General features: G+C 68.4%; 11 protein-coding genes and 2 tRNA genes. 9 read left to right on the forward strand and 4 right to left on the reverse strand.

Going from position 1 to position 14938, the window contains the following annotated elements:
* Positions 1-158: 158 nt before the first annotated feature.
* The 6 genes from LPA45_RS18020 (at position 159) to LPA45_RS18045 (ending at position 5814) form a co-directional block, all read left to right on the forward strand.
* Positions 159-1397 carry a GTP cyclohydrolase II gene (locus LPA45_RS18020; RefSeq protein ID WP_116321482.1) on the forward strand — a complete coding sequence of 413 codons (1239 nt, stop codon included), beginning with the start codon at positions 159-161 and terminating at the stop codon, positions 1395-1397.
* Positions 1394-2716 (forward strand): URC4/urg3 family protein, encoded by a 1323-nt coding sequence (locus LPA45_RS18025; protein ID WP_317922368.1) that lies wholly within the window; start codon positions 1394-1396, stop codon positions 2714-2716. The genes LPA45_RS18020 and LPA45_RS18025 overlap by 4 nt, the downstream gene beginning before the upstream one ends.
* Before the next feature lie 97 nt (positions 2717-2813).
* On the forward strand, positions 2814-3500 hold the full coding sequence (gene upp, locus LPA45_RS18030) for a uracil phosphoribosyltransferase (protein WP_116321480.1): 687 nt from the start codon (positions 2814-2816) through the stop codon (positions 3498-3500).
* On the forward strand, positions 3500-4222 hold the full coding sequence (locus tag LPA45_RS18035; protein WP_116321479.1) for a TetR/AcrR family transcriptional regulator: 723 nt from the start codon (positions 3500-3502) through the stop codon (positions 4220-4222). The genes upp and LPA45_RS18035 overlap by 1 nt, the downstream gene beginning before the upstream one ends.
* A 111-nt stretch (positions 4223-4333) precedes the next feature.
* On the forward strand, positions 4334-5620 hold the full coding sequence (locus tag LPA45_RS18040) for an amidohydrolase family protein (protein WP_317922366.1): 1287 nt from the start codon (positions 4334-4336) through the stop codon (positions 5618-5620).
* A 107-nt stretch (positions 5621-5727) separates the two neighbouring features.
* Positions 5728-5814, forward strand: a tRNA-Leu gene (locus tag LPA45_RS18045).
* Between the two features lie 88 nt (positions 5815-5902).
* On the opposite strand, the gene LPA45_RS18050 is transcribed toward LPA45_RS18045, so the two are convergent.
* Complete coding sequence (locus tag LPA45_RS18050) at positions 5903-6757, reverse strand: hypothetical protein (RefSeq protein ID WP_317922365.1); 855 nt, start codon at positions 6755-6757, stop codon at positions 5903-5905.
* 269 nt (positions 6758-7026) lie between these two features.
* Between LPA45_RS18050 and LPA45_RS18055 the strand changes: the two genes are divergently transcribed.
* Complete coding sequence (locus LPA45_RS18055; RefSeq protein ID WP_317922364.1) at positions 7027-7971, forward strand: hydrolase; 945 nt, start codon at positions 7027-7029, stop codon at positions 7969-7971.
* 125 nt (positions 7972-8096) lie between these two features.
* On the opposite strand, the gene LPA45_RS18060 is transcribed toward LPA45_RS18055, so the two are convergent.
* Positions 8097-8173 (reverse strand) — tRNA-Arg (locus tag LPA45_RS18060).
* A gap of 104 nt (positions 8174-8277) precedes the next feature.
* A complete protein-coding gene (locus LPA45_RS18065) occupies positions 8278-9987 on the reverse strand; it encodes an MBL fold metallo-hydrolase (protein ID WP_116321476.1) in 1710 nt (569 codons plus the stop codon).
* A 228-nt stretch (positions 9988-10215) separates the two neighbouring features.
* Between LPA45_RS18065 and LPA45_RS18070 the strand changes: the two genes are divergently transcribed.
* Positions 10216-10593: a short-chain fatty acid transporter gene (locus LPA45_RS18070; RefSeq protein WP_317922362.1), complete on the forward strand. Its 378-nt coding sequence runs from the start codon at positions 10216-10218 to the stop codon at positions 10591-10593.
* A 319-nt stretch (positions 10594-10912) separates the two neighbouring features.
* Positions 10913-12334 carry a DUF1254 domain-containing protein gene (locus LPA45_RS18075; protein ID WP_317922361.1) on the forward strand — a complete coding sequence of 474 codons (1422 nt, stop codon included), beginning with the start codon at positions 10913-10915 and terminating at the stop codon, positions 12332-12334.
* A 137-nt stretch (positions 12335-12471) separates the two neighbouring features.
* Here the strand turns inward: LPA45_RS18075 and metE are convergent, their stop codons facing one another.
* Positions 12472-14844 carry a 5-methyltetrahydropteroyltriglutamate--homocysteine S-methyltransferase gene (metE, locus tag LPA45_RS18080; RefSeq protein WP_317922359.1) on the reverse strand — a complete coding sequence of 791 codons (2373 nt, stop codon included), beginning with the start codon at positions 14842-14844 and terminating at the stop codon, positions 12472-12474.
* Positions 14845-14938: the final 94 nt, after the last annotated feature.

The following is a 14938-nucleotide window of genomic DNA, read 5'->3' on the forward strand; positions in this document are numbered from 1 at the left end:
GCCATGCGTGCATGCGCGCCGCCCCGCTTGCGTACGGCGCCATACAGTGCGCGGCAAAACTCGCGTAAACCGGCATTGGGCGATGGCATGAACGTTGCCTAGTATGGAATCGTAAACCTGACCATTTGGTCAGGATTCCACCGGGAACCGAGGGTGCCATGTCCGACCATATCGTCCTCACCTCGCACGCGCGCCGCGACAAGCCCGCCGAGCCGATTCACTGGGGTGCACCCACCGCCGCCGAACGCGGCCCCGTGATTGCCAGCCTGGCGAACCCCGCGCAACGTAACGTGATCGGCACCCACGCCGGCGCCTATGCCATCTACCGCGCACTGGCGGTTGCCTCCGGCTCGCTGCAGCGCGACCATCGCCCCGACCTGACCGATACGGCACCCGCCGAGGCCATCGGCCCGCACCCGCAGTGGGCCGATCCGGAAAAGATCGTCTCGCTCGATCCCTGGGGCCACCTCGTTTCCTCCGTCTTCGCGGACCGTATCGCGGCGGGCGTGGATATCCGCCCGACCATCGCCGTCACGCGCGCGCATATCAATATGCCCGAGCTGATATCGGCGATGGCTGCCGGCCGGCTGAAGCCGGACGGCAGCATCCTCTACGCCAATGGCGACGTGCGCGTGACCAAGGCGGCGGTCGATCCGGTCTGGCACCTGCCGGGGCTGGCGGCGCGGTTCGGCATCAAGGAAAGCGCGTTGCGGCGCGGCCTGTTCGAGCAGACCGGCGGCATGTTCCCGGAACTGGTCACGCGGCCCGACCTGAAAGTGTTCCTGCCGCCCATCGGCGGCATGACGCTGTACTTCTTCGGGGACGTCAGCCAACTCGGCAAGACCGAGACCAAAGTGGCTTGCCGCGTGCACGATGAATGCAACGGATCCGACGTATTCGGGTCAGACATCTGTACCTGCCGCCCGTACCTGGCACATGGCATCGAGGTGTGCATCGAGATGGCGCAGCAGGGCGGCGTCGGGCTGGTCGTCTACAACCGCAAGGAAGGCCGCGCGCTGGGCGAGGTGACCAAGTTCCTGGTCTATAACGCCCGCAAGCGGCAGGCGGGCGGCGATCGCGCCGAGACTTACTTTGCCCGCACCGAATGCGTGGCAGGCGTGCAGGACATGCGTTTCCAGGAGCTGATGCCGGATGTGTTCCACTGGCTGGGCATCCGCCGCATCGACCGTTGGGCGTCGATGAGTAACATGAAGCATGGCGCGCTGGTGGCGCAGGGCATCGAGGTGGTCGAGCAGGTGGCGATTCCCGAAGCCCTGATCCCGGCGGACGCCCGTGTCGAGATCGACGCCAAGGTGGCGGCCGGCTACTTTACGCACTACACGCCGCCGGATGCCGATGAACTCGCCCTGGCAAAGGGCAGGGGGTTGAACGAATGACAATGTATCCCGAAGAGGATCGTGGCGGCATGGACCGTCGGGGAGCAGGCGAGGAAATGCGTCCGGGCGGGGGCTGGCTCAGCCCTGTGCCGGAAGGGCACCCCGCTTCCGCGCTGCTGTGCGCTGAAGCCGTGCGCACGCATTGCGCGGCGGTCACCGAGCACGTGGCCAGCGGCGCGTCCGAGTTGTTTACCTGGCACCCCGATCGCGTCCATGCGATCGCCGATTACGTGGCCAGCACCATCCGGCAGCGCTATCCGGACCTGCAGGTGCCTTACCACAGCCGCTGGCGCCACTTCGAGAGCGGCGGCGTCGACCAGCGCGTCGACCGCTGGCATGTGCTGTGCGAGCGTGCCGCCATGAGCGGGCCAGAGCACCGCGAAGAGCGTGCGCGCATCGGCATCGACCTGGTGATCCCGAGCGTACTGCTCGACGCCGGCGCGGGACCCGACTGGCGCTACCGCGACCCGGCCAGCGACCTGGTGCTGACCCGCTCCGAAGGGCTGGGCGTGGCCAGCTTCGACCTGTTCGCACGTGGCGGCTTCTCCGCGGCGCCCGGCGACCCGCTGCGCGCCGATGCCGAGCGGCTGCAGCGCATCGACGCCGACAGCATTGCGCACGCCTTCCAGGTGGCCCAGCACAACCCGCTGGTCGGGCTGGAAGGCCGCGCCGGGTTGCTGCGCCGGCTGGGCGAGGTGATGGAGGCTACGCCGGCCCTGTTCGGGCGGCCCGCGCGGCTGGGCAACCTGTATGACTACCTGAAGGCGCACGCGGTCAACGAGCGGCTCGACGCCAGCTTCCTGCTGCGCACGCTGCTGGTGGGGCTGGGGCCGGTCTGGCCGGGACGCATCGTGGTCGAGGGGGTGTCGCTGGGCGATTGCTGGCACCATCCGGCCGCGCCCGGCGGGCTGGTGCCGTTCCACAAGCTCACGCAGTGGCTGACCTATTCGCTGCTGGAGCCACTGGAAGACGCGGGCCTGACGGTCACCGGGCTGGATGCGCTGACCGGGCTGCCTGAATACCGCAATGGCGGCCTGCTGTTCGACTTCGAACTGATGGTGCCGCGCGATGCGTCCTTTGTCGCCCAGGCGCATGCGGTGGACGAGCCCGTGATCGTCGAATGGCGCGCGCTGACCGTGACGGGCCTGGATCTGGTGGCCGATGGCGTGCGCCAGGCCCTGGGGCTGGCGGAAGCCGACTTCCCACTGGCGCGCGTGCTGGAGGGCGGCACCTGGTCCGCCGGGCGGCGCATTGCCGCCAAGCGGCGCCCGGGCGGCGCGCCGCCGTTCAGCATCATCAGCGACGGCACTGTGTTCTGAGCAGGGCGGGCGCGGCTGCGCCCGCTGCGATTGCGCAGCAACCGACAAGGTTTGCGTTGGAAAACGTGGCATCAAACATGGCATCAGGAGCGTCCCGATGAACGACATGTCCGCTGTTCCCGCCGTAGCCACCCCCGACGACGATGCTGCCGGCATGCCCGGCGTGCTGGTCGTCGACCACCCGCTCGTGCAGCACAAGGTCACGCTGGTGCGCAGCGAGGAAACCACCACCGACAACTTCCGCCGCCTGGTGCGCGAAATCAGCCAGTTGCTGACCTACGAGGCCACGCGTGACCTGGCGATGGAGACCATCGCCATCCGCACCCCGATCGCGCCGACGCAGTCGCGCGTGCTGTCGGGCAAGAAGCTCTGCCTGGTGTCGATCCTTCGCGCCGGCAACGGCTTCATCGACGGCATGCTGGAGCTGCTGCCGGCGGCGCGCGTCGGCCATATCGGGCTGTACCGCGATCCCGAGACGCTCGAGCCGATCGAGTATTACTTCAAGATGCCCGAAGATATCCACGAGCGCATGGTCATCGTGGTCGATCCGATGCTGGCCACCGGCAATTCCGCCATCGCGGCGCTGAACCGGCTGAAGGAGGCGGGGGTCACCACCATGAAATACGTGTGCCTGATTGCCTCGCGCCCGGGGCTGCGCGCGCTGCGTGCCGCGCATCCCGAGGTGAGCATCGTCACCGCCGCGATCGACGACACGCTCAATGAGCACGGGTATATCGTGCCCGGCCTGGGCGATGCCGGCGACCGGCTCTACGGCACACGCTGATGGACTCGCGCGCCAGCGCCCCATCGCGCCGGCCGCTGCCGATGCACGGCGCGCTGCTTGCGCACGAAGGTCCCGCCGGCCGCATCCGGCAGGAGAACCAGGCCATGATCCTGCGCGCGGCCGAGTATGTGTTCGCGCGCGCGGGGTTTGCCGGCGCCACCATGGCCGAGATCGCGACGCGCGCCGGCGTGCCCAAGTCGAACCTGCACTACTACTTCCGCACCAAGCAGGCGCTGTACCGTGCGGTGCTGGCCCACACGCTGCAGCTGTGGCTGTCGGAGACCGATATCATCCGGGCCGAACTGCCGCCGCAGGTGGCGCTGGAGCAATACATCCGCGCCAAGATGCGGCTGTCCGCCAGCCATCCTGATGCCTCGCGCGTGTTTGCCAACGAGCTGCTGCACGGCGCCCCGGAGATCGGCGAGATCCTGCGCCATGCGCTGCGCGAACTGGTGGCGCGCAAGGCCGCGGTAGTGCAGCAATGGATCGACAGCGGCCAGATGGCGCCGGTTGACCCGCAGCACCTGTTCTTCACCATCTGGGCCGCGACGCAGACCTATGCCGATTTCGAGTCGCAGGTATGCGCGGTGCTCGGCGTGAGCCAGCTGGGGCGGCAGGACTATGCGCAGGCGACCGAGCACCTGGTGGCGCTACTGCTGCGCGGCTGCGGCCTCGCGCCGGAGGCCATGAGCATGCAGGTGCTGGCCGACGGGCAGGGGTGAGCAAATCGTCCGTACCGTACGAAACGTCCGTACGCGCGCTACCTGCGTCCCGCGCGGCCATGCGATCATGCGCCGTGCTTTTCGTCTGAACCCTTCGCGTCACGAGGCGCCATGCTCGACCTGATCCTGCGGCACTGCAACCTGCCCGACGGGCGCACCGGCATCGATATCGGCGTTGCCGATGGCCGCATCGCCGCGGTGGAACCGGCGCTGGCCGCGCGGGCCGCGGAGGAAATCGATGCCGCCGGGCAGCTGGTGTCGCCGCCGTTTGTCGACGCGCATTTCCATATGGACTCGACGCTGTCGTACGGGCTGCCGCGCGTGAACCAGTCAGGCACGCTGCTCGAGGGGATTTCGCTGTGGGGCGAACTCAAGCCGATGCTGACGCAGGAAGCGCTGGTCGAACGCGCGCTGGCCTACTGCGACTGGGCCGTCGCGCGCGGGCTGCTGGCGATCCGCTCCCATGTCGACGTCTGCGATCCGCGCCTGCTCGCGGTGGAAGCGCTGCTGCACGTGCGCGAGCGTGTGCGTCCTTACCTCGACCTGCAGCTGGTGGCGTTCCCGCAGGACGGCGTGCTGCGCGCGCCCGGCGCGATGCAGAACCTGACGCGCGCGCTCGACATGGGCGTCGACGTGGTCGGCGGCATCCCGCATTTCGAGCGCACCATGGCGCAGGGCGCGGAATCGGTGCGACTGCTGTGCGAACTGGCGGCGGAGCGCGGGCTGCGCGTCGACATGCATTGCGATGAGAGCGACGACCCGCTGTCGCGCCATATCGAGACGCTGGCGAGCGAAACCGTGCGGCTCGGCCTGCATGGCCGCGTGGCTGGCTCGCACCTGACCTCGATGCATTCGATGGACAACTACTACGTGTCCAAGCTGATCCCGCTGATGCGCGAGGCCGGCGTCGCGGCGATCGCCAACCCGCTGATCAATATCACGCTGCAGGGCCGGCATGACAGCTATCCGAAGCGCCGCGGCATGACGCGCGTGCCGGAACTGCTGGCGGCGGGCGTGCCGGTCGCCTTCGGCCACGACTGCGTGATGGATCCGTGGTACGGCCTGGGCTCGGGCGACATGCTCGAAGTCGCGCACATGGGCTTGCACGTCGCGCAGATGACCGGGCAGGAGGCGATGCGGGCCTGCTTTGCCGCGGTGACCGCGACGCCGGCACAAATCCTTGGTCTGGACGGCTACGGCATCGCGCCGGGCTGCCGCGCCGACCTGGTGCTGCTGCAGGCGCGCGACCCGGTCGAGGCGATCCGGCTGCGCGCCACGCGGCTGCGGGTGCTGCGGGCCGGCAAGACGATTGCCAGCACGCCGCCGGCGACGGCGGCGCTGCAACTGCCCGGGCGGCCGGCGCGGGTCGATTTCATGCGGCAGGGTGCCGCGCAGTAGGCCCGGCGGATGCTCCCCCAGGATTTTTGCTGAGAGGTGTTGACACCGCCCGGTGCTGGCGGCATAATTTCGTTCTTCGCATCGCAGCAGCAATGCAGCGAAACGAAGCCCAGATGGCGGAATTGGTAGACGCACTAGGTTCAGGTCCTAGCGGTGGCAACACTGTGGAGGTTCGAGTCCTCTTCTGGGCACCAATATTCGGAAAGGCTCGCGCAAGCGAGCCTTTTTTCGTTTACGGTCTCGATCGCAGGCCCTTCCGATCGACATTCCGCGGCGGCAAGATCAGGCCGCCGGCACCCCTTCCTCGCTCTGCGCTTCGCGCACGCAATTGCGCCCCTCCGCCTTGGCCCGGTACATCGCCGCATCGAACTGTCGCAACTGGCCGGGCCCGCCCACAACGAGCAGCCGTTCGCTTGAGCGCGTGGCATCGACCAGGCTCTGCACTGGCATCGGCTGTCGCGCCGCCACGGGCGCCATGATCTGCGAGGCGATGCGCCCGCCGTACTCGCGCAGGTCGCCCAGCATCTTGCCGGTCAGCGCGGGCGCGGCGAGGCCTTCATGGCAGGCCGACAACTCGCGCACTTGCCAGGCGATGGCGGGCTGCAGCAAGTCGACCACGTCGAACATGCTTTCGACGGCCTGGCGGATCGCCTCCATGTCGCGTTCTGCAAGTGGGCGCGCGGCCAGTTCGTCGATCTCGGCGCGCGCCCGCTGCAACCGCTCGCGCACGCGCTCGACCATCAGTGGCGGCAGGTGGTGGCTATGCAGGCCGAAGGACGGCGCGGGCGTTGTGGTCAGGCGCTGCAGCGCGGCGTCGCTGAGCCCGCGCATGGCGCGCAGCCGGGCGCGCGCGGCGCTGTCGGCCAGTGGCGGTTCGCCCAGCACGCTGTTGGCCGGCCCGCGTTCGGCGGACAGCACGTTGGCCGTGTCGAGCACGACGCGGTACGCCGAGATGTCATGGAGGTTCTGCCGTGCGGCCATGAAGGTGCCGAACGAGCGCGCGATCACCAGCGCGGCCAGCGCGAGCGTGCAAAGGCTGCCGACCGCGGTGGCGATTGCCAGCTTTCGCTGCAGGCTGCTGCCGCGCCGTGCCGCCGCCACGGCGCTACGCCGGCGCGTGCGTTGCCACCGTGCCATGGGTTCCGCTCCCGGTTGCTGTGTGCCGGGCAATGCATGAAAGGTTTGTCATTCTCGCCATTATTGACGAAAAAGGATCATTTCAAGCGCAATCCCGCTGCGATTTGATCCCGGCCGCCTGCGCCGGCGCGCATTGGCTGTCTGCCGTGCCGGCCGTGCGCGCCATTGTCACCGCGCGCTCACGAACATTCCCCGCTTACGCAAGCGGTTGGATTGACCTATGCTCAAGCTCATCGGGCAAGCAGATATAACGTCCGAAGGTGGTTGCCATGACTATGGTCTTGTCATCATCGAGAGAGAGGGAGGCGGGGTCTTGCCCCGGTTGGCACCCGTGTGCCGCGCATCCGGGTCCGATCCTGCACCACCTGCAATGCTGCAGCATCCTGGCCGTGCTGATGTGTGCGCTGGCCCACGCGGATGATGCGGTTCCCGAAAGGATTGCCGACAGCCACGGCGTCTCCGGCTGGGACCAGCCGCTGCAGGCGCAGGGCATGCCAGCGCCGCTCGCCGGGGCGTCCGAGATGCCCGGAACGCCCGAGACGCTGGTGGCCGGCGCCGACATACCGGCCAGCGCCCCTGCATTCTTCAGTAGTACCCCCGAACCGGTCACCATCGAGTACGCGACACGGGCGCCGCAGCAGCCTTCGTCGTCATTGCCGCTTGCGATGGGAGCGGGGCCGGATGACGATGCGCCGGGCCTCGCCGCCGTGGACCGCGACCTCGTCGCCATGGTCGATCGCCCGCGCCGCTTGACGATGCACATGGACGATGTCACCAGCGCCGGCGGCTTTGTCGACGGGCGCGTGCGCACCATGGCGCTGGCTGTCGATGCAGTGGTGCCGCGCGCCGGCGGCCTGACGATCCAGTCGCGGCTGCAGCTGGCGTACCAGCCCGGCATGTCACCGGTCAGCGGCGTGCAGGCGCAGGGCATGCCCGGCGATTCCAGCGCCACCGGCATCGGCGTACGGCTCTATGGCGCGCAGCCGACGCGGCTGGCCGGCATCTATCCGTTCGTTGAAGCCGACTGGTGGCAGGACAGCCGCAAGCAAAGCATCAACATCAACGGCACGAAGATCGATGCCGACCTGCTGCGCGGGCTGTTCTCGTTCAATATCGGCGCGCACGGCAACACGGCGACCGGCGTGAAGCTGTGGTTCAAGGTGAGGGCGGGGCGTAATCCGGGCGGTACGGTTGGTGCCAGGTACCGTTGGTAGTTTCAGAGTGGCGGCGAGCGCTTGCGCACCGGGTGGTGCGCGTCCTTCGCGCAGAGGCGCCATGAACAGAGGCGCCATGAAAAAAGGGCTTCCGTTTCCGGAAGCCCTTTTCCTTTCTGCATAGGTGGCGCGGCTGGCAGGATTCGAACCCACGACCCCTTGGTTCGTAGCCAAGTACTCTATCCAACTGAGCTACAGCCGCACACGAGAGGCCGAATTGTAGCGGAATTTCGGGATTGCGCAAGGGGTTCGCGAAAAAACTTTTATGCCCGCTGCGGGCAATGCGCCATCCTCTTATGCCGTCTCTTATGCCGTCACTTCAGCCCAGGCACCGTCCGCCTCGCGTGCCTTGCCTTCGTCACGCAGCTTGAGCAGGTGCGCCAGCAGCGAGCGCTGCGCGACCGGATGCATGCGCGGCGGCACGTCGTCATAGACGCGCAGCACCAGCGCTTCGATTGGCGCGGGCCCCAGTTCTCGCAGCGCGGCCGCGACCTTGGCTTCACGTTGCAAGCGGTGGCGGACCAGCAGGCGGATCGCGTCCTGCGGACGCGCGATCAGGAAGCCGTGCCCGGGCGCGAGCCATTCCAGGTCTTCTTCCTGCAAGGCAGCGAGAGAATCGAGGTAGGCGCGCATGTCGCCGTCGGGCGGCCCGATCACGACTGTCGAGCCCTGCATCACGTGGTCGCCGGTGAACAGGGTCTTCTCTTCTTCAAGCAGGTAGCACAGGTGGTTCGACGCGTGGCCCGGCGTATGGCAGACGCGCAGCGTGCAGTGGTCGCCGATGGCGATGCGCTCGCCGTGCGCGAGTTCGCGCTGCGGTGCGAAGCTGGCGTCCTGCCACTGCCCGGCGGGCGCGCCACGGCCAAGTACGACGGCGCCGGTGGCAGCCTGCAGCGCGGCGGCCGCGGGCGAATGGTCGAGGTGCGTGTGCGTGGCGAAAATCCAGCGGATCGGACCCGGCGCCGCGGCCAGGATGGCGCGCACATGTTCGCCGTCATCGGGGCCGGGATCGATCACGGCCCATTCGTTGCGCGCGCCGCCGCCGATCAGGTAGGTGTTGGTGCCGGGGCCGGTCATCACGCTGCCGTTGTTCGCGGTGACGCGCCAGACGCGCTCGGACAGCTGCACCGGCAAGCCGGGGCACAGTTCGTAACGGCCATGGTGCTTGCCCTCGGGATCGATGCGGCCGATCTCGGCATAGCATGGCTCGTTGGGCATCACCGGCCGTACGCCGGCCGCGCCCGTGGCCAGCCGCGGCATGATGCAGGCGATGCCGCGCAACTGGGCGGCATAGGCGAAGCAGGCCTCGGCGTTCTCGAATTGCGCGATTGCCGCCAGCGTCCGGCGCGTGACATGCATCAGCGTCAGCCCGCTGGCCGGATCGGCGGCTTCGGCGGGGCGGATCCAGCGGTGTTCGACAATCTCGGCGCCGTCGGCGACCACCTCCTGGCCTTCCGGCGCGATGGCGACGAAGAAGCGCGTATCGAAGCGCTTGGGCAGGCCCGGTGGCGTGAGCCAGTAACTGTGGTAGGCGAGCCGGTCAGTTGCCAGCCTCAGTCCCAACTGCTCGCACGCATGCGCCAGCCCGGGCCCGCCGCGCTGCACGGCGGCGCGCAGCAGCGCCTGCTGTCCGGCGTCGAGGGCATCGGGCGACAGCGGGCGTCCGTCGCTGCCATAGGCAAGCAGCACGCCGGCTTCTTCGAAGCATTCGCGCACCGCGGCGACGTAGAAGTCCAGGCCGCCGGCCGGCAGGCCCAGGCGCTCGCTCGCGACAATGTCGTCAAGGCCCTGGGCATGCGCATGCAGCGCCTTGTCTTGCAGCGCGTCTAGCGTGCCGCCGGGAAACACGTAGGCGCCGCTGCTGCGGTCGTTGGCGCGCTCGACGCGGCGGACCAGCAGGACTTCCATGCCGGCGGGCGCGTCGCGCACGACCAGCAGGCTGGCGGCATTGCGCAGCAAAGGCGCGGGGATGGCGGTGGTGGCAGGGCGTGCGCCGCTTGTCTCTGTGGTTGTCATTGTGTCGGCATCGTGATGTCTTGCGGCGCCGCGCGCTGCGCGCCGGCGCCGGGAGCCGATAGTGTAGCCGCGTTGAAAGATTCGCAATCGCGGGCAAATCCGGATGCAGCGGGCGCCGCCGGGGCCCGCCCGGCTTTGGCTTTTCTGCCCGAAGGCATTAATCTGATAGCTCCGCTTCACTTTTTGGGAGGGCGCGAAGGTGCGCGCTCCCGCTGCGAGGAGGTCCGCGTGAACCGAGCTTCAATCCTGTGCCTGCCGCTGGCGTGCCTGCTGGCCGCCTGCGAAACGCCGCCGCAGACCGCGCCGCGTCCGGTCGCGCCCGCCACCACGCGCATCACGGTGGATTCGCAGACCGTGTCCAGGGCGGCCTCGGGCGCCTGCGAGCCGGCCGTCGCCGAAGCGCTCAAGCGTCGCTATCCGCAGCCAGGCAGCGTCATGCTGATGGCCGACCGCGAGCAGTACTACCAGCGCCCCAACGCGCAGACCTCGGTCAATGGCGAAGGCGTGTTCGAGCCTGACGACAGTTCGTCGGCGATCAGCTTCCACTATGCCTGCCTGTACAACGCGCGCACGGGCAAGGTCGACGATGTGCAGATGCGGTATTGAGCTGGCCCGCGCAGTCATTCCGGGCTCCATGGCCTTGGCCAAACGGTCCAGCGGCCACGGCGATCCCCGCCACGGGTGCTTTCCCGTTGCGCGCAGCGGACACCTTGTGCTTCCATCGTGCTCGATACGTGCATTATCATGCACGATTTTCCGCGCGCTCCGCCTTGCGTGTGCTTGCCCGCGCTCCCCTACGCGCGAGTAATTGACACGGCGCAGGGGGAGGGACAAGATGCGGAAGCAAACAGATGCGTCTCCCGGACGACATGTCGGCAGTCATAGCCGCAACCCGGGAAAAGTCGCGAGAAACGGGAACGGGGTCATGAAGCCTTCATTTCGCCTTATGGCGAGCGCGGTCACGCTCGCAGTCATGCTTTCCGGCTGCGCCAGCGCGCCGGATTCGTCCGCCATCCAGGCCGCCGCCGCCATTGAACAGCCACCGTCCGACCAGACCATGAAGGCCCTGTCGGCCGAGGTGTTCACCTATGCCTATCCGCTGGTGCTGATGGACGTGACGCGCGAGCTGATGACGCTGCGCACGCCGGTCAACACCTTCACCCACAAGCGCACGTTCCCGGACGCCAGCTTCACCGATGTGGTCAGCCCTAACGCCGACACGCTGTCTTCGTCGGCATGGCTGGACCTGTCGCGCGAGCCGGTGATCCTGTCCGTGCCCGACACGCAAGGGCGCTTTTACCTGATGCCGCTGATGGATGCGTGGACCAATGTGTTTGCCTCGCCGGGCAAGCGCACCACCGGCACCCGTCGCGGCATTTTCGCCATCACCGGCCCCGACTGGCGCGGTACGCTGCCCAAGGGCGTGCAGGAGATCCGCTCGCCGACTTCGATGGTCTGGCTGATCGGGCGCACCCAGGCCAACGGCAAGCAGGATTATCCGGCGGTGCACCGGCTGCAGGACCAGTACCGGCTGACGCCGCTGTCCGCCTGGGGTGGCGGCCGCCGCGTGCCCGAGCGCCCCGCGCCGCGCGCCGCTGCGGTCGACACGCAGAGTTCGCCGGTGGAGCAGGTCGCGGCGATGGACGCGCAGGCCTTCTTCACGCGCTTCGCCGCGCTGCTGCCGGCCAATCCGCCGGCGCCGGGCGACAGCGCCATGGTGGAGAAGCTGCGGCGCATGGGCATCCACCCTGGCGTGCCGTTCAAGACCACGGTGTTGGAACCGACGACCGCGCGCGCGGTGCAGGAAGGCGCGACCGCGGCGCTGGCGGCGATCGTGCAGGGCGCGCGCAAGGGTAATGCCGATGCCGGCAACGGCTGGGTCATGCACCGCGATCTCGGCAACTATGGCACCAACTATGCCCGCCGCGCGGTGACCGCGTGGGTGGGGCTGGGCGCCAACCTCCCGGAAGATGCGATCTACGCGTCGGCACGCACCGATGCCAACGGCACGCCGTTGCAGGGCGGGGCGCGCTATGTGCTGCATTTCGACAAGGGCCAGCTGCCGCCGGCACGCGCATTCTGGTCGCTGACGCTCTACAACGACCGGCAGGCCTTCATCCCTAACCCGATGCAGCGCTACGCCCTCAGCAGCCGCGACCGCCTGCGCTACAACCGCGACGGCTCGCTCGACATCTATATCCAGCACGAACGCCCGGCAGGCGCCAGGGCCGCCAACTGGCTGCCGGCTCCGCCCGACGGCCTGAACATGATGTTGCGCGCGTACTGGCCGGAGCAGGCGCTGCTCGATGGCAGCTGGATGCCGCCGGCGGTGATGCGGGTGAACTGAAACAGGCGAGTATCTCGCTCCCACTGCCGTTTGTGGGAGTGGGAACAAGATCTCCAACTTTGTCAGTACGCAAAAAAGGGCCGCATGCCCGTGGGCATGCGGCCTTTCTTGTTTGACTGCGCGAGGTGCGGGGTCGCTCAGTGCGCGTGCGTCGCGCAGGCGGTGCAGGCGGTGCCGCCGGCAGGCGTCGCGCCGACGTGGCCGGCCGGCTTGCCGACCCGCTTCCACGCCATCGTGCCGGGGCTGGACCAGCGCTCGCGCAGCGCGCGCGCCGCACTGACCATGTTGGCCAGCGCCGTCTCGGTTTCTTCCCAGCCGCGCGTCTTCAGGCCGCAGTCCGGATTGACCCACAGGCGCTGCGGCGGCACCACCTCGCAGGCACGGTCGAGCAGCCGCTCCATCGCCTGCACCGACGGCACGCGCGGCGAGTGGATGTCGTAGACGCCGGGCCCGATCTCGTTGGGGTAGTCGAAGTCGCCAAAGCCTTCCAGCAGTTCCATCGCCGAGCGCGAAGTCTCGATGGTGATCACGTCGGCGTCCAGTGCAGCGATCGACGGCAGGATGTCGTTGAACTCGGCGTAGCACATATGCGTGTGGATCTGGGTCTGGTCCTTGACACCGCTGGCCGACAGGCGGAAAGCGGTGACCGCCCAGTCCAGGTACGCGTCCCAGTCGCCGCGGCGCAGCGGCAGGCCTTCGCGCAGCGCGGGTTCGTCGATCTGGATCACGCGGATGCCGGCGTGTTCCAGGTCGCACACCTCGTCGCGGATGGCCAGTGCAAGCTGGCGTGCGGTGGTTGCGCGCGGCTGGTCGTCGCGCACGAACGACCATTGCAGCATGGTGATCGGGCCGGTGAGCATGCCCTTCATCGGCCGCTCGGTCAGCGACTGCGCGTAGCGGGTGGTGTCCACCGTCATCGGCTCCGGCCGGTACACATCGCCGTAGATCACCGGCGGCTTGACGCAGCGCGAGCCATAGCTCTGCACCCAGCCGTTCTCGGTAAAGCCGTAGCCGCACAGCTGCTCGCCGAAATACTCGACCATGTCGTTGCGCTCGGCCTCGCCGTGGACCAGCACGTCCAGGCCCAGTTCTTCCTGCTTGCGCACGGCCAGCGCGATTTCGGCGCGGATGCGCTCCAGGTACTCCAGCGCGCCGATGTCGCCGCGCTTGAAGGCCGCACGGGTCTGGCGAATGGCCGCGGTCTGGGGGAACGAGCCGATGGTGGTGGTCGGCAGCAGCGGCAGCTGCAGCGCCTCGCGCTGGCGCTCGATGCGTTGTGCGAACGGGCTGGCGCGGCGGGCCATGTCGGCGCTCACGCCGGCCAGGCGCTGCTGCACGCGCGGGTTGACCACGCGGCGCGATTGCCGGCGCGAGGCCTGCACGGCGTCGGACGCGGCCAGCTGCGCGACGGCGGCGTCGCCTTCGTTGAGCGCGCGTGCCAGCAGCTGCAGTTCGCCGAGCTTCTCGGTGGCGAAGGCCAGCCACGACTTCAGCTCGGCATCGAGGCGCACTTCATGCGCCAGCGACACCGGCACATGCAGCAGCGAGCATGACGGGGCCAGCCACAGGCGATCGCCGAGCGCCGCCTGCACGGGGCGCAGCGTGTCGAGCACGCGGCGCAGGTCGGTGCGCCAGATATTGCGGCCGTCGATGACGCCGGCGGACAGCACGGCATGCGCCGGCAGTGCGGCCTGCCATGCGGCCAGCTGGGCCGGAGCGCGCACCAGGTCGATGTGGAAGCCGTCGACCGGCAGCACGGCGGCGCGCGCGGCGTGGTCGGCGGCGGTGTCGAAGTACGTCGCCAGCAGCAGCTTCGGGCCAGCGTCGCGCAGGCCGTCGTAGGCGCTGTCGAAGGCATCGAGCCACGCGGGCTCCAGGTCCAGGCACAGCGCGGGTTCGTCGATCTGCACCCACTCGATGCCACGCGCCTTCAGCTGGCCGAGGATGCGGCGGTAGGCCTGCACCAGCTTCGGCAGCAGCGAGAGGCGGTCGAAGCCGGCCACGTGGCTCTTGGACAGCCACAGGTAGGTGACCGGGCCCACCAGCACCGGGCGCGCGCGCAAGCCCTGCGCCAGCGCTTCGTCGGTTTCCTCGAAGAACCAGGCCGGGCCGCCGTCGAAGGTGGTGTCGGCATCCAGCTCGGGGACCAGGTAGTGGTAGTTGGTGTCGAACCACTTGGTCATTTCCATTGCCGGCTGCTCGCGGTTGCCGCGCGCCAGTTCGAAATACTGCGTCAGCGTCAGCTGCGCGGGATCGAAGCCGAACCGGCGCGGCAGTGCGCCCAGCAGCGCGGTCAGGCTGAGCATCTGGTCGTAATAGGCGAAGTCGCCGGTGGCGACGGTGTCCAGGCCGCGCTCGGCCTGCAGTTGCCAGTGCCGGCGGCGCAGTTGCGCGGCCACCTCGCGCAGCGTGGCTTCGCTGCTTTCACCGCGCCAGAAGGACTCCTGCGCGAATTTCAGTTCGCGGCGTTCGCCGATGCGGGGAAAGCCGAGGATATGGGTGCGTGCCATGGGGAACTTGCTCCGGAAGATGACTGGCGCACAGTGTCGGTTTCCCCATAAAATGAATCAAGCGACAAGTTTTAAACAACATATGAATATATTT

The organism is Cupriavidus sp. Agwp_2 (genome assembly GCF_040784895.1).
Lineage (GTDB): Bacteria > Pseudomonadota > Gammaproteobacteria > Burkholderiales > Burkholderiaceae > Cupriavidus.

Bases quoted from the DNA above. Each gene is read 5' to 3' on its own strand.
- LPA45_RS18020 (WP_116321482.1), top strand. From the start codon at position 159: ATGTCCGACCATATCGTCCTCACCTCGCACGCGCGCCGCGACAAGCCC.
- metE (WP_317922359.1), bottom strand. From the start codon at position 14,844: ATGGCACGCACCCATATCCTCGGCTTTCCCCGCATCGGCGAACGCCGC.
- upp (WP_116321480.1), top strand. From the start codon at position 2,814: ATGAACGACATGTCCGCTGTTCCCGCCGTAGCCACCCCCGACGACGAT.
- LPA45_RS18055 (WP_317922364.1), top strand. From the start codon at position 7,027: ATGACTATGGTCTTGTCATCATCGAGAGAGAGGGAGGCGGGGTCTTGC.
- LPA45_RS18035 (WP_116321479.1), top strand. From the start codon at position 3,500: ATGGACTCGCGCGCCAGCGCCCCATCGCGCCGGCCGCTGCCGATGCAC.
- LPA45_RS18065 (WP_116321476.1), bottom strand. From the start codon at position 9,987: ATGACAACCACAGAGACAAGCGGCGCACGCCCTGCCACCACCGCCATC.
- LPA45_RS18040 (WP_317922366.1), top strand. From the start codon at position 4,334: ATGCTCGACCTGATCCTGCGGCACTGCAACCTGCCCGACGGGCGCACC.
- LPA45_RS18050 (WP_317922365.1), bottom strand. From the start codon at position 6,757: ATGGCACGGTGGCAACGCACGCGCCGGCGTAGCGCCGTGGCGGCGGCA.
- LPA45_RS18025 (WP_317922368.1), top strand. From the start codon at position 1,394: ATGACAATGTATCCCGAAGAGGATCGTGGCGGCATGGACCGTCGGGGA.
- LPA45_RS18075 (WP_317922361.1), top strand. From the start codon at position 10,913: ATGAAGCCTTCATTTCGCCTTATGGCGAGCGCGGTCACGCTCGCAGTC.